16 protein-coding genes, 1 tRNA gene and 1 other RNA gene are annotated in these 16,600 nt (G+C 71.5%); 6 read left to right on the top strand and 12 right to left on the bottom strand.

The features are described 5' to 3' along the window. Positions 1 to 117 precede the first annotated feature (117 nt). Positions 118 to 426: a hypothetical protein gene (locus tag GKE56_RS02960; RefSeq protein WP_154683285.1), complete on the top strand. Its 309-nt coding sequence runs from the start codon at positions 118 to 120 to the stop codon at positions 424 to 426. A 14-nt stretch (positions 427 to 440) separates the two neighbouring features. Here GKE56_RS02960 and rnpB read toward each other — a convergent pair. Next, positions 441 to 838: RNase P RNA component class A (gene rnpB / locus GKE56_RS02955), an RNA gene on the bottom strand. A gap of 86 nt (positions 839 to 924) precedes the next feature. Then, entirely contained in the window at positions 925 to 2,394 is a 1,470-nt protein-coding gene (locus GKE56_RS02950) for an RNB domain-containing ribonuclease (protein ID WP_154683284.1), read from the bottom strand. A 42-nt stretch (positions 2,395 to 2,436) separates the two neighbouring features. On the opposite strand from GKE56_RS02950, the gene GKE56_RS02945 reads away from it, so the two are divergent. Together GKE56_RS02945 and GKE56_RS02940 are read left to right on the top strand one after the other, a co-directional pair. Continuing rightward, a complete protein-coding gene (locus GKE56_RS02945; RefSeq protein WP_154683283.1) occupies positions 2,437 to 3,183 on the top strand; it encodes a YaaA family protein in 747 nt (248 codons plus the stop codon). Between the two features lie 16 nt (positions 3,184 to 3,199). After that, positions 3,200 to 4,297 carry an SLC13 family permease gene (locus GKE56_RS02940; protein ID WP_230209146.1) on the top strand — a complete coding sequence of 366 codons (1,098 nt, stop codon included), beginning with the start codon at positions 3,200 to 3,202 and terminating at the stop codon, positions 4,295 to 4,297. Positions 4,298 to 4,307: 10 nt separating this feature from the next. Here GKE56_RS02940 and GKE56_RS02935 read toward each other — a convergent pair whose 3' ends face one another. From GKE56_RS02935 to GKE56_RS02890, 10 genes are all read right to left on the bottom strand, one after another. After that, positions 4,308 to 5,504, bottom strand: coding sequence for an O-succinylhomoserine sulfhydrylase (locus tag GKE56_RS02935; protein WP_154683281.1), 1,197 nt, complete (start codon positions 5,502 to 5,504; stop codon positions 4,308 to 4,310). After that, the gene (locus tag GKE56_RS02930) at positions 5,501 to 5,914 is read right to left on the bottom strand and encodes a rhodanese-like domain-containing protein (RefSeq protein ID WP_154683280.1); all 414 of its coding nucleotides are present in this window, start codon (positions 5,912 to 5,914) and stop codon (positions 5,501 to 5,503) included. Before GKE56_RS02930 ends, GKE56_RS02935 begins: the two co-directional genes overlap by 4 nt. Positions 5,915 to 5,973: 59 nt before the next feature. Continuing rightward, complete coding sequence (locus GKE56_RS02925) at positions 5,974 to 7,134, bottom strand: bifunctional RNase H/acid phosphatase (RefSeq protein WP_154683279.1); 1,161 nt, start codon at positions 7,132 to 7,134, stop codon at positions 5,974 to 5,976. A gap of 5 nt (positions 7,135 to 7,139) precedes the next feature. Further along, a complete protein-coding gene (locus GKE56_RS02920; protein ID WP_370518443.1) occupies positions 7,140 to 7,772 on the bottom strand; it encodes a zinc ribbon domain-containing protein in 633 nt (210 codons plus the stop codon). 104 nt (positions 7,773 to 7,876) lie between these two features. Next, a complete protein-coding gene (locus GKE56_RS02915; protein ID WP_154683277.1) occupies positions 7,877 to 8,746 on the bottom strand; it encodes a Nif3-like dinuclear metal center hexameric protein in 870 nt (289 codons plus the stop codon). Between the two features lies 1 nt (position 8,747). Continuing rightward, positions 8,748 to 8,820: transfer RNA gene (locus GKE56_RS02910), tRNA-Val, on the bottom strand. Between the two features lie 27 nt (positions 8,821 to 8,847). Next, positions 8,848 to 9,324 (bottom strand): peroxiredoxin, encoded by a 477-nt coding sequence (locus tag GKE56_RS02905; protein WP_154683276.1) that lies wholly within the window; start codon positions 9,322 to 9,324, stop codon positions 8,848 to 8,850. Positions 9,325 to 9,343: 19 nt separating this feature from the next. Next, positions 9,344 to 9,769 (bottom strand): DUF3052 domain-containing protein, encoded by a 426-nt coding sequence (locus tag GKE56_RS02900; protein WP_370518442.1) that lies wholly within the window; start codon positions 9,767 to 9,769, stop codon positions 9,344 to 9,346. A gap of 153 nt (positions 9,770 to 9,922) precedes the next feature. After that, the gene (locus GKE56_RS02895; RefSeq protein ID WP_154683274.1) at positions 9,923 to 11,356 is read right to left on the bottom strand and encodes a PH domain-containing protein; all 1,434 of its coding nucleotides are present in this window, start codon (positions 11,354 to 11,356) and stop codon (positions 9,923 to 9,925) included. Further along, a complete protein-coding gene (locus tag GKE56_RS02890; RefSeq protein WP_230209145.1) occupies positions 11,353 to 11,841 on the bottom strand; it encodes a PH domain-containing protein in 489 nt (162 codons plus the stop codon). Before GKE56_RS02890 ends, GKE56_RS02895 begins: the two co-directional genes overlap by 4 nt. Positions 11,842 to 11,892: 51 nt before the next feature. Here GKE56_RS02890 and fdhD point away from each other — a divergent pair, with 51 nt between their 5' ends. The 3 genes from fdhD to GKE56_RS02875 all read left to right on the top strand — a co-directional run bounded on the left by fdhD (position 11,893) and on the right by GKE56_RS02875 (position 16,518). Beyond that, a complete protein-coding gene (gene fdhD, locus GKE56_RS02885) occupies positions 11,893 to 12,732 on the top strand; it encodes a formate dehydrogenase accessory sulfurtransferase FdhD (protein ID WP_154683273.1) in 840 nt (279 codons plus the stop codon). 139 nt (positions 12,733 to 12,871) lie between these two features. Continuing rightward, the gene (gene aceE / locus GKE56_RS02880; protein ID WP_154683272.1) at positions 12,872 to 15,637 is read left to right on the top strand and encodes a pyruvate dehydrogenase (acetyl-transferring), homodimeric type; all 2,766 of its coding nucleotides are present in this window, start codon (positions 12,872 to 12,874) and stop codon (positions 15,635 to 15,637) included. An 8-nt stretch (positions 15,638 to 15,645) separates the two neighbouring features. Beyond that, complete coding sequence (locus GKE56_RS02875; protein ID WP_154683271.1) at positions 15,646 to 16,518, top strand: NAD(P)-dependent oxidoreductase; 873 nt, start codon at positions 15,646 to 15,648, stop codon at positions 16,516 to 16,518. The last annotated feature ends 82 nt before the right edge of the window (positions 16,519 to 16,600 follow it).

The following is a 16,600-nucleotide window of genomic DNA, read 5'->3' as shown; positions in this document are numbered from 1 at the left end:
CCGTCCGAACTCTCGGTGAACCTACGCCGTATTGCGCTGTGCCCTGCCCGAGGACGGGGCAAGATCGAGGATGGTGGTCATCGACCGGTGTCCGCCTGCACCGTCCAAGGAGCCCTCATGTCGAAGTACATGGTTTTCTACAACACCACGAGCGCCATGCGCGCGCAGATGGCGGACATCCCGCCCGAGCAGGCGGCTGCGGGGATGCAGGACTGGATGACCTGGGGCGAGCGGGTCGGTGACCACCTGGTCGACATGGGGTCCCCCCTGGTGAACGAGGGCGATGCCGACGTCCAGGTCTCCGGCTACTCCGTGATCGACGCCGACTCCCAGGAGCAGCTGGACGGGTTCCTCGAGGGTCACCCGCACACGGCCGCCGGCGGGACGATCTCCACCCAGCAGTTCATGGAGATCCCCGGCATGTGAGGCAGCCCCGTGGGTGGATGAGTCGGCCGATACGCCGGGTTCTGTCACCGCTGGTCGTTGCCAGCCAGCAGGAGACGGTCATCCATCTACGACAGCCGTTGCCGACTGCCTCCAGCGCTCTACCCGTGCACTCGGGCGGGCCGCCCTCGAACGCGCACTGTCTGAGCTTGCTCCAGGTGGGGTTTACCTAGCCGAGCCAGTCACCTGGCCCGCTGGTGGTCTCTTACACCACCGTTTCACCCTTACCGCAGCGCCTGTCCGGCCGGAGCCGGGTGGTCCACTGTGGCGGTCTGTTCTCTGTGGCACTGTCCCGCGGGTCACCCCGGGTGGCCGTTAGCCACCACCTTGCCCTGTGGAGCCCGGACGTTCCTCGGCGGTGCTTGCGCACCGACGCGACCGCCTGGCCGACTCATCCACGACCAAGGATAGGGCAGGTATGCCGCGCGCCCGGCCACCGCGGCATACCTCGCCTCGCGGGGGGTGCTGAGACACGCCGGGCTAGGCGCCCGAGACGACGCGGAAGCGCACCGTACCCGTCGCCACGACCGCCTCGGTGAGCTCGACCCTGACCCAGGTGCCGAGCTCGCCGTGGCCCTCGGCGCTGGCCAGGACGGCCGGGTCCTGGAGCTGCACCAGGGCCGTGTGGACAGCCTGGGCACCGTTCCGCTCGCGGACCTCCACCACCATGGCGTCGAACACCTCGCCCACCCGGTGCTGCAGGGCAGCAGCCTCGACGGCGTCGGCGCAGGCGCGGTCGACCCCGTTGGCGACCTTGTCGGAGGCAGCCATGATCTCGGGCAGCGATGGCAAGGCCTCGCGCGCCCACGCCGGGATCTCCTGACCCGAGGAGATCGCCTCACAGACGGCCAGTCCGAAGCGGTCCACGAGGCGACGCAGTGGTGCGGTCACATGGGCGTAGGGCGCGGCCACCGCGGCATGTCCACGCTGCTCGGGGACCGAGCCGTCGAAGGGTGTGTACCCGGCCCCGCGGAAGAGCGAGGTCGCTTCGTGGATCAGGGCGAGGTGGGCGGGGTTGGTCCGGTCGAGACCGCGCAGGAACTCGCCGTACGGCAGCTCTGCCGGCCACTCCACGCCGAGCGCGCGGCTGGCGTGCCGGAAGCGACCCAACGCGTTGTCGTCCGGCGCGGGCATGGTGCGCAGGATGCCCACCCCTGCCTTCGTCATCAGCGTGGCCGCGGCCATCCCCGTCATCAGGGAGATCTGCGAGTTCCAGTCCTCGGCCTCGAGCTGGGGCCGGAAGTCGAGGCGGTAGTGGCCGTCGTCGTCGCGGCTCACTTCCTGCTCCGGCATCGGCAGGCTGGCACCGCCGCGGCGGCGTTCGAGCGCGATCCGCTTCCGGCCGACCTCGCCCAACAGCACGAGGCGCTCGTCGGCGGAGCCGTCGTCGACGGCCTTCTGCACGCCGGCGTAGTCGAGCCGGTCCGTGCTCCGCACGAGCGCGCGGTAGACGGCGACGTCGCCGACCTCACCGTCGGACCGGAGCCGCAGGTCCCAGACGAACGCCGGGCGCACCTGGTCGGGCAGCAGGCTCGCCGCGCCCTCGCTGAGCAGCGGCGGGTGCAGGGGCGTCCGTTGGTCGGGGGCATAGATCGTCTGGCCACGGCGACGCGTCTCGGCATCCACCGCTCCCCCGGCCACGACGAACGCCGGGACATCTGCGATCGCATAGCGCACGCGGTAGCCGTCGCCGTCACGCTCGAGGTGCATCGCCTGGTCGAGGTCCATCGACCCGGGTGGGTCGATCGTGAGGAACGGCACCGCCGTCTCGTCGCGACCGGGCAGTCCCGGTGACGCTGCAGCCCGCGCGGCCTCGGCGAGCACCTCGGGCGGGAAGTCCGTGGGCACGCCGAACTCGGTACGGATCGCGTCGAACCGCGAGGCGAGCTGGGCGGACTGGGCATCGCCCTGACCCTCGGGCTGCTGGATCGTGATGGCGCGCGTCTGCATGGGAGTCAACCTATCCAGAGGCAGGCTCTCTAGGCTGGGCCCGTGCTGATCCTGCTGCCCCCCTCCGAGTCCAAGACGGGTCGCTCCCGGGGCCGGGCGATCGTGCCGGAGCGGCTGTCCTTCCCCCAGCTCGCGCACACCCGGCACACCGTCGCGCAGGCGCTCGCGAAGGTCAGCGCCCACCCCGATGCCGCCGCCACCCTCGGTGTCAGCCCCACCCTCACCCAGGACCTCGCCCGCAACCTGGTGCTCCACACGGCTCCGGCCCTGCCCGCCTCCGCGGTCTACACGGGTGTGCTCTACGACGCCCTCGGCTACGCCACGCTCGAGACAGCCGCCAAGCGTCGCGCCAACCGCTGGCTCGTGGTCGTCTCGGCTCTGTACGGAGCGGTGCGCCCCACGGATGTCATTGCGCCGTACCGCCTCTCGATGGCGGTGAACCTGCCCGGGGTGGGCCCCCTCGCCAGTGTGTGGAAGCCGGAACTGGCGGCGGTGCTACCCGAGGTCGCGGGGCGTGGCCTCGTCGTGGACTGCCGGTCGAGCACGTATGCCGCGGCGTGGACTCCGCAGGGCCAGCTCACCGAGCGGTGGGTCCAGGTGCGGGTTCCCGGGGCCACCCACTCGGCCAAGCACACCCGCGGTCTCGTCGCGCGCCGGCTCTGCGAGCTCGGTCGTGATGTCCGGTCCGTCCCGCAGCTGGTCGACCTCCTCGCGGACGACTTCACCCTCGCGCTGGAGCGGCCTGCGCGGGCCGGCCGGCCCTGGATCCTCGACGCGACGGCCCGCTGATGCCAGCCACGCAGCCGTGACGGGCGCCGAGCTCGCCGACCTCGTAGCGCGGGTCGGACCGGTCCTCGTGTTCTTCGTCGCCATCACCGTGGTGGCCGAGATCGCCGACGCCGCAGGGGTTTTCGACGTCGCTGGCCACTGGGCGACGCGCGCCGGGCGGCACCGGACCCCCGTGCTCTGGCTGCTGTTCGTGGTCGTCGCCGTCGTCTGCACGGTGTTCCTCAGCCTCGACACCACCGCCGTCCTGCTGACGCCCGTGGGACTGGCCATCGCCGCCCAGCTCGACATCTCGCCGGTTCCGTTCGCCCTCACGACGCTGTGGCTCGCCAACACCGCGAGCCTCCTGCTGCCCGTGTCGAACCTGACCAACCTGCTCTCGCTGCACCAGTTCGCCGCCCTGGGGGTGGGTCACCCCGGCTACGTGCGACTCGCCGCTCTGCCCGCGGCGGGTGCGGTCGTCGGCACCGTGGTCGTGCTCTTCCTCTGGCACCGCAAGGCGCTTCGCGGTCGCTACGCGCTCGACGCGGCACCCGAGCCCCACGACCCGACGATGCTGCGTCTGGCCGCCGGGGTGTGCGTGGCGGTGGGGCCACTGTTCGCCCTCGGCCTCTCCCCTGCGTGGGTGTCCTCGGTCGCCGCGATGGTGCTGCTGGTCGCCGCCTGGTCGCGGGACCGGTCGCGCTTCGCCCACGTCGCCGTTCCCTGGCGGATGGCGCTCGGGGTGGCCGTGCTGTTCGTCCTCCTCGACCTGGCGCTGCGGCACGGGCTGCAACCGGCGCTGGCGTCCCTGGCGGGAACGGGCACCGCCCCCATCGACCTCGTCCGCGTCGCGGGCAGTGGGGCCCTGGCGGCCAACGTCGTCAACAACCTGCCGGCCTACATCGCCCTGGAGTCGGTCACCGCAGATGCACCGCCGCGACTCATGGCGCTGCTGATCGGCGTCAACGTCGCGCCCCTGGTGACCCCGTGGGCCTCCCTCGCCACGCTCCTGTGGGCGCAGCGGTGCCGCGCCCGCGGCATACAGATCTCGCCGTGGACGCTGGCGGCCCAAGGCGCCACCTGCGCCCTCGTGGCCGCTGGGCTCGCGCTCGGCGCCCTCGTGGTTGCCGGGTAGAACCCGGGCGTCAGCCCAGCCCGCGCAGCAGGTCCTCGACGATGTCCTGGGCGTCCTCGAGACCCACCGAGATGCGCACCGTGCCGTCCGTGATGCCGACGGCGGCCCGCGCCTCGGGCGTCAGGCGCCGGTGCGTAGTGGTCGCAGGGTGGGTGACCATGGACTTGGAGTCGCCCAGGTTGTTGCTGATGTCGACGACCTGCAGCGCGTTCATGAGGGCGAACGCCGCGGCCTTGCCCCCCTCGACCTCGAAGGTCACGACCGTGCCCCCGCCGAGCATCTGGCGGCGAGCCAGCTCGTACTGCGGGAAGGACGGCAACCAGGGGTAGAGCACCGTGCGCACGGCCGGGTGGGCCTCGAGCGCCTCGGCGACCACCAAGGCGTTGGCCGCCTGCTTCTCGACGCGCAGGCTCAGCGTCTCGAGTCCCTTCACGAGGACCCAGGCGTTGAACGGCGACATCGAGGGGCCGGTGTGGCGCATGAGGTTCTTCACCGAGCCGTTGACGAACTCAGCCGTGCCCAGCACTGCGCCACCGAGGGTGCGGCCCTGTCCGTCGATGTGCTTGGTGGCCGAGTACACGACGATGTCGGCGCCGTGCTCGAGTGGCTTGGAGAACACCGGCGTGCCGAACACGTTGTCCACGACCACCTGGGCCCCCGCCGCGTGGGCGAGGTCGCACACGGCACGCATGTCGACGAGCTCCTGCATCGGGTTGCTCGGCGTCTCGAAGAACACCGCCTGGGTCGGCTCGGACAACGCCTCGCGCCACTGCTCGAGGTCGGGCCCGTCGACGAACACGGTCTCGACGCCCCAGCGGGGCAGTATCTCGTCGAGGATGACGAAGCACGACCCGAACAGCCCACGCGAGGACACCACCCGGTCGCCCTTGCCGAGGAGCGCAGCCAGCGCCACGAACACGGCCGACATGCCCGAGGCGGTGGCGAAGCACGCCTCGGCGCCCTCGAGCTGGCGCAGCCGCTCCTCGAACATGGTGACCGTGGGGTTGCCGTACCGCGAGTAGATGAAGTGCTCGACCTCGTCCTTGAACGCGGCCTCGGCCTGTTCGGCACTCTCGTAGACGAAGCCCGAGGTGAGGTACAACGCCTCCGCGGTCTCGTCGAAGTTGCTCCGGGCCAGGCCGCCGCGGACCGCGAGGGTGTCGGGCCGAAGCGCTGCGGGGCGCGGGGACTCCGGGGACTGGCTCATCCTTGCCTCCACGGCAGGCCCGCGACCTTCCAGCCGGCCACGGTGCGGTGCCCGAACTCGTCGTGCGGCCCCTCGAAGCCGTCGAGGACGTTGTATGCCGGCCCGAGCCCGGCCGCGGTCGCGGCCTCGGCTGCCGCGACCGAACGGACCCCGGAGCGGCACAGGAAGTAGATCGGCGCGCCGTCCGGCACGCCGGCATCCTGGAGCTGCTCGACGAAGTCGCCATTCAGGGCCCCGTCGGGGAACCGCTGCCACTCCAGGCAGAGGACCCGCTTGCCCAGGGCCGACAGCTCGGGCAGGCCCACGTAGTTCCACTCGGCCGTTGTGCGCACGTCGACCAGGACCGCGTCCTCGTCGGCCGCCAGCGCGGCATACGCCTCTTCGGGCTGCACATCTCCCGCGTACGTCATGCGGCCAGACTAGGACGCCAGCCACATGGCGAGACCCGCGGGTCAGATGGTGGGCAGCATCAGGTGCGGTTGGTGAACGCGATGGACGCGTTGCCGTCCGCCCAGACCTCGACCGCGGTGAGCGAACCGGGCGCGGCGGCAAGGCGCCACACGGTCTCGTGGGGGATCTGCAGCAGGTGCGCCAGCACCACCATGATCGGCTTGCGGTGGCACACGACGACGGTCGTGCCCCCCGCCGCGACGACCCGCCCGAACGCCGCGATGACACGCGCCGCCAGCTCCTCGTGCGACTCACCCCCCGGTCGGGCGTAGGCCGGGTCGTTGCGCAGGGCCGCCAGCTCGTCCGGGTGGTCGCGGACGAGGTCGGCGATGGTCGCGCCGTCCCAGTCGCCGAAGTCCTGCTCGTCGAAGTCGGCGTCCACCTCGGGGGTCGCTCCGATCGCGTGCGCCACGACCGCACCGGTCTCACGGGCGCGGGTCAGCGACGAGGTCACCACGCGGGCGGGGCTGCCGCCGAGCAGGTGGGCCGTCGCTCGGCCGGCAGCCTCTGCCTGAGCCTGGCCGGTGGCATTGAGCGAGGGGTCAGCGCCGCCACGCCCGTCGAGCCTCGACGCCACGGTGAAGTCGGTGACCCCGTGCCGGACGAGCAGCACCCGGGTGGGGGCGCCGAGGTCCGGCGGCACCTCGGCGCCGAACGAAGGCGTCGGCTCCGCGTCGATGATCTCGTCGGCAGCCGCCTCGACGGCCTCGTCCACCCCGGCATCTGCGGCCTGCGGTGAGCGGACCATGCGGTCGACGGTCCGCCCGTCCATGCCGGTGTTGGACAACGCGTCGGCGGCCTTGTTCTCCTCGCGCGGGATCCAGGTGAACCTCACCGAACCACCCGCGCGGGAGAGCTCGGCCAGCTCGTCGCGCGCCTCGAGGGCCAGGCGACGCATGTCCTCGTGCTTGATCTTCCACCGGCCGGCCATCTGCTCGACGACCAGCTTGGAGTCCATCCGGACCTCGACGTCGGCGCCCGGGTCGATGCGGCGAACCGCGCGCAGGCCGGCGATCAGGCCGGAGTACTCGGCGACGTTGTTGGACGCCTTGCCCAGCGGTGCAGCGCCCTCCCAGAGGACGGCCCGCGTGCGGCGGTCACGGACCAGGGCGCCGTACCCGGCAACCCCGGGGTTGCCGCGGGACCCCCCGTCGGCCTCGACGATGAGTGCGCGACCCACCGCGCTCAGAGGCCTGACTCGGCGGTGCGCACGAGGATCCGGCGGCACTCCTCGCACCGGAGCACCTCGTCGGACGGCGCCGCCTTGATGCGGTTCATCTCGACGTTGTTGAGCTCGAGCTGACAGCCGCCACAGCGACGCTGACGCAGCGGTGCCGCGGCGAGCCCACCGCTCTGCGGCCGGATCTTCTCGTAGAGGGCCACGAGGTCTGCGCCGACGCCGGCGACGATGTCGGCGCGCGGAGCCCCGACCCGCACGGCCTCGGAGTCCAGGTCCTTGAGGGCTTCGTCGCGAGCCGCCGTCGCCTCGGCAACCTGGGCGGCCAGCGCGTCGCGCTCGGCAGCGAGCTGGCTCGCAGCGGACTCGGCGGACTCGGCGCGCTCCATCACCTCGAGCTCGACGTCCTCGAGCTCGGACTGCCGACGGGCAAGGGAGTCCAGCTCGTGCTGGAGGGCCTGGAGGTCCTTGGCGGTGCCGGTGCCCGAGTCGAGCCGGGCCCGGTCGCGGGCAGCACGGTCCCGGACGAGCTGGACGTCCGTCTCGGCCTTGGCGACCTCGCGCTGGATGTCACCGAACTCCGTCTGGGCGCGCACGAGCAGGGAGTTCAGGGCCTGCGCCTTGTCCTCGAGCTCAGCCAACCGCGCCAGCTGCGGCAGGGTGCGCCGGGCATGGGCGATCTGGTCGAGCCTGGTGTCGATGGCCTGCAGGTCGAGCAGTCGCCACTGACGGGACGGGTCGGCTTTCAGGACGTTCCTCCAATGCCTTCGGGCGGCTCAGCACCGACGACGAAATCCCAGGGATCGGTGCGCAGTGTTGAGATGTGGGTCTCCACCCTAGATGACTCGAAGCCCGCCGCCGTGAGGGACTCCGTCAGGCGTCGCGCGGCGACCCCGAGCCAGAGCGACTCGGTCGCCCAGTGGCCCGCGTCGATGAGGTAGGGCGGCCCACCGCGTGACTCCTCGCGGGCCTCCAGCACCGGGTGGTGTCGCAGGTCGGCCGTGACGTACACGTCGGCGCCACTGGCGCGGACCGCGTCGAACAGGTCGTCGCCCGCCCCGCCCATGACGGCCACCCGGCGCACGGGGCCGTCGGGGGGACCGGCGACCCGCAACCCCCCGGCGGCGGGCGGCAGGGCGGCATACAGGCGGGACGCGAAGTCGGCGAGGGTGGCGGGCGACGGGAGCTCGCCCACGCGGCCCAGGGCCTGGCCCTCGACGACCGCGAGCGGCGAGGTCTCGGTGAGCCCGCAGGCCGCGGCCAGGGCGTCGTTGACCCCGGGTTCGGCCACGTCGGCGTTGGTGTGGGCGACGAACAGTGCGATGTCGTGGACGACGAGGGCCGTGACGCTCGCGCCCTTGGCGCTCGACGTCGCCACGCTGTGTATGCCGCGCAGCAGCAGGGGGTGGTGGGTCACCAGGAGGTCGACGCCCAGTGAGCGGGCCTCCTCGATGACGGCGAGGGTGGGGTCGACCGCGAACAGGACGCGCTCGACGGGCTGGTCGAGGTCGCCGGACACGAGCCCGACCTGGTCCCAGGACTGGGCGGTGGCAGGCGGGAAGAGGCCATCGAGCGCCTGGACGACATCTCGGAGCTTGGGCTGCGCAGGGTGCACGTGGGCCCGGCCGGGCTCGAACCGACGACATCCACGGTGTAAACGTGGCGCTCTACCAACTGAGCTACAGGCCCCTCTGAGTCGGAGGGTCAGCCCAGAGGCTAACGGAGATCAGCGAGGGCAGCGTGGTAGCCGGAGAAGTCACGAGCCTGCCCGATGCCGTTGACCAGCGACCAGCGCACGATGCCCTCGGTGTCGATGAGGAAGGTGCCGCGGACGGCCGCCCCGGCCTGCTCGTGGAAGACGCCGAACGACTGCGCGACACCGCCGTGCGGCCAGTAGTCGGAGAGCAGGGGGAAGAAGTACCCCTCCTTGTCGGCCCAGGCCCGCTGCGTGAACATGTGGTCGCACGACACGGCCAGGACCTGCACGTCGTCGCCGACGAACGCGCCGAGGTTGTCGCGGATCTCGCAGAACTCACCGGTGCAGATGCCCGAGAACGCGAAGGGGTAGAAGACCACGACGACGTTCTTGCGCCCACGGAAGTCGGCGAGCGAGTACTCCTCGCCGTTCTGGTCCTTGAGGGTGAAGTCGGGGGCTGTGGCGCCGACGGGCAGCGGCTCGCTCGAAGCGGTCATGGCCAAAGTCTGCCAGCGATCAGCGGCGCGCCGTCTTGGGGGCCACGAGACGGGTGGCGGTCCAGTCGTCGCAGGCGTTCACCGCCCCAGAGGTGTGCAGGCCCGCGGTGGTCGCGGCTTCCTCGATGTCGCTGGGCTCCACGTGGGCGGGGCGACCGGACTTGGGCGTCAGCACCACGATGAAGCCCCCCTCAGCCAGGTTGGTGAGCCCGTCGACGACCGCGTCGACCAGGTCGCCGTCGTCCGCCCGCCACCAGAGGAGGACCGCGTCGGCGACGTCGCCGTAGTCCTCGTCCTCGAGCTCGGTGGTGGTGAGGTCCTCGATCGCGAACCGCAGGTCGTCGTCGACGTCGACGTCATAGCCGAACTCCTGGACCACCTGACCGGTGGCGAACCCCAGGCGGCCCGCCGCACTCAGCGGCGCGGCCTGCGCGGAGGTACTCACTGCCTTCTCCATCCCGTGTGATGACGTGTGTTGCCCGCTAGTCCACCGGGTCCCAGCGGTATTTTCAACTGAGTCGGCAGAATCGAGCGCAGATCCGCTCATCGGCCCCCCATCGTCCCAGCCCGTGAGCGCCAGAATCGCGCGATGGCGCCGTCATGATGGACCTGACCTCGGGGAACGTCCGCCGCGAGCCCGGCTCGACCGGGCCATCTGCTCGCGCAGGAACAGCTCGGCCTGCGGCACGGCCAGGTGCTCGACACGCGCCCGCACCGGACCGGGCGTCGAGGCGAGGGTGACACTTGCCACCCCACGCCAGCGCTGCAGCGGCCCCTGCCGCACGCCTACGGCCTGGATCCGCGCATGGGGCACCACCTGGGCCCGGCGGTGCAGCACGCCACCTCGGAGCAGGACGGAGTCGGGCGTCACGGCATAGCCCTTGCGTCGCCAGCTGAGCGGGTCGAGCAGGCGTGCGCGACTCGAGGCGGTGGTGAAGCCGTGCGCTTCGCCCTCGCCGGCCAGCGCGGCCACGGACAGGTCCTCGGGGATGCCGGGACGCACGAGCGCGAGGACCGCCAGGGCCTCGCGCATCGATCCGACCGGCAGCAGGACCGTCTCGGTGTCCTCGTCACGACCGCCGCCGGCCCCGGCGACATTGACCTCGAGGCGCCACCAGCCGGGCAGTCGCCAGAACAGCGGTTGGACCAGGCCGGCCGCCTGGATGCGGTGCAGCGGCACGCTGGTCGACCGCAGGTCGGTCAGCCCGTGCCGGATCACGAGGCGGTCGCCGTGGTGGTGGACGGTGAAGTTCGCGTGGCGCACGAGTCGCTGGAGGTGGCGACCCCCGACGCCCAGGACCATCGGCCCGAGCCAGCCGACGAGCTGCGGCGTGCCGGTCACGACGCCGACCACGAGGGTCGGCACCGCCACGGCGAGGAACACCGCGCCACCGCTGTAGAGGCTGGCCTGGACCAACCGCGCGTTGGGCACCCGCACGACCGCGGCGCCCCGCAGCAGCGGGTCGCTGGGGACCGCGTCGGCCGGGAGCGCCGCGTCGTCGGGGACCACCACCGCGTCGTCTCCGCGCCCCGCCAGCGCCATGAGCTGCTCGCGCACCTCCTGCGCCCGCGCATCGGTGAGGAAGGCGAGCCGCAGGTGGGAGTTCCGTCCGCCGGCTGACTGCACGACCACCTCGGACAGCCCGGTCAGGCGGGCCAGGACCGGCCGCGAGATGTCGACGGCCTGGATGCGGTCGAACGGCACCTGCCGGTGCTGGCGGAACAGCAGCCCGGTCCGCAGCTCGACGAACGCCGTGCTGACCCGGAAGCGCGAGAACCGCCAGGACACCCACGCCCCGGCGACGATGACCAGCAGGACCGCGAGGACGACCCCGACCGCGAGCAGCCGGTGCCCCTGGGTCGGGTCGTCGGCCTGCGCGCCGAAGATCCGGTCGGTCTGCTGGCTCAGGGTGTATCCGACGACGGCGACGAACGCGACGCCGCCGCGCAGCACCGGAGACAGCGGGTGCAGGTGCTGCCACCCGTCGTCCGTGGAGCGCCGGTCGGTCGTCGGCCCGCCCGCAACGGTCACAGACCCGCCCGCTGGGACTCGCCGCGGGCCACGAGGCGTTGCCGCAGGGCCTCCGCCTCGGCCAGCGGCAGACCGGGGATGTCGGCGCTGAACTGTGGTGAGGCCGTGTGCAGCGCCACCTCGGCGATGCCGAGGGCGCGGTCGAGCGGCCCGCTCTGGACGTCGACGTACTGGAGCCGGCCGTACGGCACGGTGACCAGCGACCGGAACAGGCGCCCGCGTCGCACGACGAGCTCGTCGTCCAGCTCGAGCCAGGTGATGGCCGGGACCTGTCGCAGGACCACCCACGTCCCCCAGGCGCCCACCAGCACCACGACGCCGACGGCCCACCACAGCGTGCTCGAGACGGCCACCGCGAGGGCGACGGTCACGAGCAGGGGCACGACCAGCACGGCGGCCAGGACCGTCAGCCGGGCGGTGACCAGTCGCGGAGACACCGGCTGCCACGGCATACCGGCGTTCCCGAACAAGCGCACGTCACTCACCGGCCCAACCTATCGGGACGCGCGGGGTCCACCGGCGCCTACAGTCTGACCATGGGTCGGGTCACGAGTCGCACGCCGAGCATCCGCGTCGAGATCACCGCCGGAGGTGAGCCCCGCACCACCTCTCGCCCGGACACCCTCGCGGTCGAGGAGCCCCTCGAGATCCGCGTCTCGGGGGTGTCGGTGACGGTGACCATGCGGACGCCCGGCGACGACTTCGACCTGACCGTCGGCAACCTGCTCACCGAGGGCGTGCTGCGTCACGCCACCGACGTCCAGCAGCTGATGCACTGCCTCGACGAGGACGAGTCGGGCTCCCCGACCTACAACGTCGTGGACGTCACCCTCGCGCCGGGCGTGGTCCCCGACCTCGACCGCGCCGCGCGCTCGGGGTACCAGAGCAGCGCCTGCGGGGTGTGCGGAAAGACGAGCATCGACGCCATCACCGCGACCAGCCCGTATGCCGTCGCCACCGACCCGGTCGCGCTGGACCCCGCCGTCGTGGCCGGGCTTCCCGACGCCCTGCGCGAGCACCAGAAGGTGTTCGACCGCACCGGCGGGCTGCACGCGGCCGGGATCTTCACCGCCTCGGGTGAGGCGCTCGTCGTCCGCGAGGACGTCGGCCGCCACAACGCGGTCGACAAGGCCGTCGGCTGGGCGGGGCGCGAGGGACTGCTGCCCCTGAGCGGGCACGTCCTGGTGGTCAGCGGTCGCGCCAGCTTCGAGCTCGTGCAGAAGGCGGTCATGGCCGGGCTGCCGGCCCTCGTCGCGGTGTCCGCCCCCTCCTCGCTCGCCGCGGACCTCGCCACCCGGTCAGGACTGACGCTGGTCGGGTTCGCGCGACCACCGCGGATGACCGTGTATGCCGGCGCGCACCGTCTGGGGTGGTGAGCCCGCCCGCTCCGCATACTGGCCAGTAGCCGGCATCCGGTTGTGACCTGCGACTCGTTCGGGTGGAAGATGGACGACGGAGGCTGCAGGCAACCCCGCGGTCTCTCGTGAACTCAGGCGCGAGAAAGGACCCACCACCGTGGCCGCACGCGAGGAAGCCGGACCCATTCTCAACGGCATCCCCAGCCAGCTCCCGGACATCGACCCCGAGGAGACGAAGGAGTGGCTCGACTCCCTCGACGGCGTCATCGAGGCGGGTGGCCGTCAGCGTGCGCGGTACGTCATGCTCAAGCTCCTCGAGCGCGCTCGTGAGATGCAGGTGGGCGTCCCCTCGCTGACCGCGACCGACTACATCAACACGATCTCCCCTGAGCAGGAGCCGTGGTTCCCCGGTGACGAGGAGGTCGAGCGCCGCTACCGCGCCTACCTGCGCTGGAACGCGGCGGTCATGGTCCACCGCGCGCAGCGACCCGGCATCGGCGTCGGGGGCCACATCTCCACGTACGCCTCTGCGGCGACGCTCTACGAGGTGGGCTTCAACCACTTCTGGCGTGGCGCCGACCACCCGGGTGGCGGCGACCAGGTGTTCTTCCAGGGGCACGCCTCGCCGGGTATGTACGCCCGCGCCTACCTCGAAGGACGGCTCTCCGAGGACCAGCTCGACGGCTTCCGCCAGGAGAAGAGCCACGTCGTGGCCGGGCAGCCGCTGGCCCTCCCGTCCTACCCGCACCCGCGCCTCATGCCCGACTTCTGGCAGTTCCCGACGGTCTCGATGGGCATCGGGCCGATGAACGCGATCTACCAGGCGCAGTTCAACAAGTACCTCCACAACCGCGGCATCAAGGACACCAGCCAGCAGCACGTCTGGGCGTTCCTCGGTGACGGCGAGATGGACGAGCCCGAGTCGCGCGGCCTGCTGCAGCTCGCGGCCGGCGAGGAGCTCGACAACCTGACCTTCGTCATCAACTGCAACCTGCAGCGCCTCGACGGCCCGGTGCGCGGCAACGGCAAGATCATCCAGGAGCTCGAGGCGTTCTTCCGCGGGGCGGGCTGGAACGTCATCAAGGTCGTCTGGGGCCGCGGCTGGGACCCGCTGCTGGCCCAGGACCGCGACGGCGCCCTCGTGCATCTGATGAACACCACGAGCGACGGCGACTACCAGACCTTCCGCGCGAACGACGGCAAGTACGTCCGCGACCAGTTCTTCGGCCGCGACCCGCGCACCCGCGACATGGTCAAGGACTGGTCCGACGAGGACATCTGGTGGCAGCTCAAGCGTGGTGGCCACGACTACCGCAAGGTGTTCGCCGCGTACCAGGCGTCGATGAACCACACCGGCCAGCCGACGGTGATCCTCGCCAAGACGATCAAGGGCTACGGCCTCGGCAGCCACTTCGCCGGCCGCAATGCGACCCACCAGATGAAGAAGCTCACGCTGGACGACCTCAAGGGCCTGCGCGACAGCCTCAAGCTGCCGATCTCCGACGAGGTGCTCGAGAAGGACCCGTACGCCCCGCCGTACTTCCACCCCGGCGCCGACGACCCGACAATCCAGTACCTGCGCGAGCGCCGCGAGAAGCTCGGTGGTCCGCTCCCGGTCCGCCGCGTCCAGCACGAGCCGCTCAAGCTGCCCGACAACGCGGCCTACGACGTCGTCAAGCGGGGCACCGGCAAGCAGCAGGTCGCGACGACCATGGCGTTCGTGCGGCTGCTCAAGGAGCTCATGCGCGACAAGGAGTTCGGCAAGCGCGTCGTGCCGATCATCCCCGACGAGGCCCGCACGTTCGGCATGGACTCGTTCTTCCCGACCATCAAGATCTACAACCCGCACGGGCAGAAGTACACCTCCGTGGACGCCGAGCTGATGCTCGCCTACAAGGAGGCCAAGGACGGCCAGATCCTGCACCTCGGCATCAACGAGGCCGGGTCGATGGCGGCGTTCACGGCGGCCGGCACGTCCTACGCCACGCACGGGCAGCCGATGGTCCCGATCTACGTCTTCTACTCGATGTTCGGGTTCCAGCGCACCGCGGACTCGATCTGGGCGGCGGCCGACCAGATGACGCGTGGCTTCCTCATCGGGGCGACCGCGGGGCGCACCACGCTGACCGGCGAGGGCCTGCAGCACGCCGACGGCCACAGCCCGATCATGGCGGCGACAAACCCCGCAGTGGTCGCCTACGACCCGGCGTTCGCCTTCGAGATCGGCCACATCATGCAGGACGGGCTACGCCGCATGTACGGCGACAACCCGGAGAACGTCATCTACTACATCACCGTCTACAACGAGCCGATGAGCCAGCCGGCCGAGCCCGAGAACGTCGACCACGAGGGCATCCTGCGCGGCATGCACCTCTTCGCGCCGGGCATCTCCGACGGTCTCGCCGACGATGCTCCGCACGTGCAGCTGCTCGCGTCAGGCGTCGGCGTGCCGTGGGCCATGGAGGCGCAGGAACTGCTGCGCAACGACTGGGGTGTCGTGGCGGACGTCTGGTCGGTGACGTCGTGGAGCGAGCTGCGCCGTGATGGCCTGGCCTGCGACGAGCAGCGCTTCCTGCACCCCGACGAAGAGCCGCGCACCCCGTACGTCACCGAGCGCCTCAGGGACGCCAGGGGCCCGGTCGTGGCGGTCTCGGACTACATGCGTCAGGTGCAGGACCAGATCCAGCCGTGGGTGCCGGGCGACTTCGCGTCGCTGGGTGCCGACGGGTTCGGCTTCTCCGACACCCGCCCCGCCGCGCGACGCTTCTTCCACATCGACGGGCCGTCGGTCGCCGTGCGCGCCCTGCAGATGCTCGCGGCCCGCGGTGAGATCTCCGGCGACGTCGCTCGTGAGGCCGCCGCGCGCTACCGCCTGCTCGACGTCACCGCCGGCACCTCGGGCAACGCCGGGGGCGAGAGCTGAACGCCGGTATGCCGGGTGCGCCCGGCCGCGTCGCCGTCACCGGGTCCTCGGGCAAGCTCGGTCGGGCCGTCGTGTCCCACCTGGTCGAGCAGGGCTGGCAGGTGCTCGCCCTCGACCGGCACCGCCCGCCGGAGCCGACGACCGAGTTCCTGGCCGTCCACCTCACCGACTACGGGCAGGTGCTCGAGGCGCTGACGGGGTGGACCGACGAGCACCGCGGCCGGCTCGACGCCGTGGTGCACCTCGCCGCCCTCCCCGCGTCCGGGCTGATGGCGAACGCCACGACCTTTGCCAACAACTCCGCTGCGACCTACCACGTCTTCGCGGCCTCTCGCGCCGCCGGCATACGCAAGGTCGTGTGGGCCTCGAGCGAGACCGTGCTCGGGCTGCCCTTCGACACTCCCCCGCCCTACGCACCCGTCGACGAGGACTACCCGCCGCGGCCGGAGTCGGCGTACTCCCTGACCAAGGTGCTCGAGGAGGAGATGGCCCGTCAGTTCTGCCGCTGGGACCCCGAGCTGAGCATGATCGGGCTGCGGTTCTCCAACGTCATGGACGTCGCCGACTACGCCGCGTTCCCCGGCTACGACACCGACCCCCTGCTGCGGAAGTGGAACCTGTGGGGGTACATCGACGCGCGCGACGGAGCCCAGGCGGTGCGCCGCGCGCTCGAGTACCCCGACCCGGGCACCGACGTCTTCATCGTCGCCAACGCCGACACCGTGATGAGCCGCTCCAGCGCCGACCTCATGGCCGAGGTCTTCCCCGGCGTCGAGGTGCGCGGCGAGCTCGGCGAGCACGAGACCTTGCTGTCGATCGCCAAGGCGCGCCGGGTGCTCGGCTACGAGCCGCAGCACAGCTGGCGCGACCACGCCGGCTGACGAACCCCTCGCGCTGCCCCCCTCGCGCTGCCCACCCTGCACCGGTGACGTGCGCCGTTCGGTTGTGGACGGCATACAAATA

Source organism: Nostocoides sp. HKS02 (assembly GCF_009707485.1).
GTDB lineage: Bacteria > Actinomycetota > Actinomycetes > Actinomycetales > Dermatophilaceae > Pedococcus.
The sequence above is the reverse complement of the archived record's forward strand: the minus strand, read 5'-3'. Positions and strand labels throughout refer to the sequence as shown.

Coding starts and splice junctions, on each gene's coding strand:
- GKE56_RS02930 (WP_154683280.1), bottom strand. CDS start 5,914: ATGACGTACGCGGGAGATGTGCAGCCCGAAGAGGCGTATGCCGCGCTG.
- fdhD (WP_154683273.1), top strand. CDS start 11,893: ATGGGTCGGGTCACGAGTCGCACGCCGAGCATCCGCGTCGAGATCACC.
- GKE56_RS02950 (WP_154683284.1), bottom strand. CDS start 2,394: ATGCAGACGCGCGCCATCACGATCCAGCAGCCCGAGGGTCAGGGCGAT.
- GKE56_RS02935 (WP_154683281.1), bottom strand. CDS start 5,504: ATGAGCCAGTCCCCGGAGTCCCCGCGCCCCGCAGCGCTTCGGCCCGAC.
- GKE56_RS02905 (WP_154683276.1), bottom strand. CDS start 9,324: ATGACCGCTTCGAGCGAGCCGCTGCCCGTCGGCGCCACAGCCCCCGAC.
- GKE56_RS02875 (WP_154683271.1), top strand. CDS start 15,646: ATGCCGGGTGCGCCCGGCCGCGTCGCCGTCACCGGGTCCTCGGGCAAG.
- GKE56_RS02960 (WP_154683285.1), top strand. CDS start 118: ATGTCGAAGTACATGGTTTTCTACAACACCACGAGCGCCATGCGCGCG.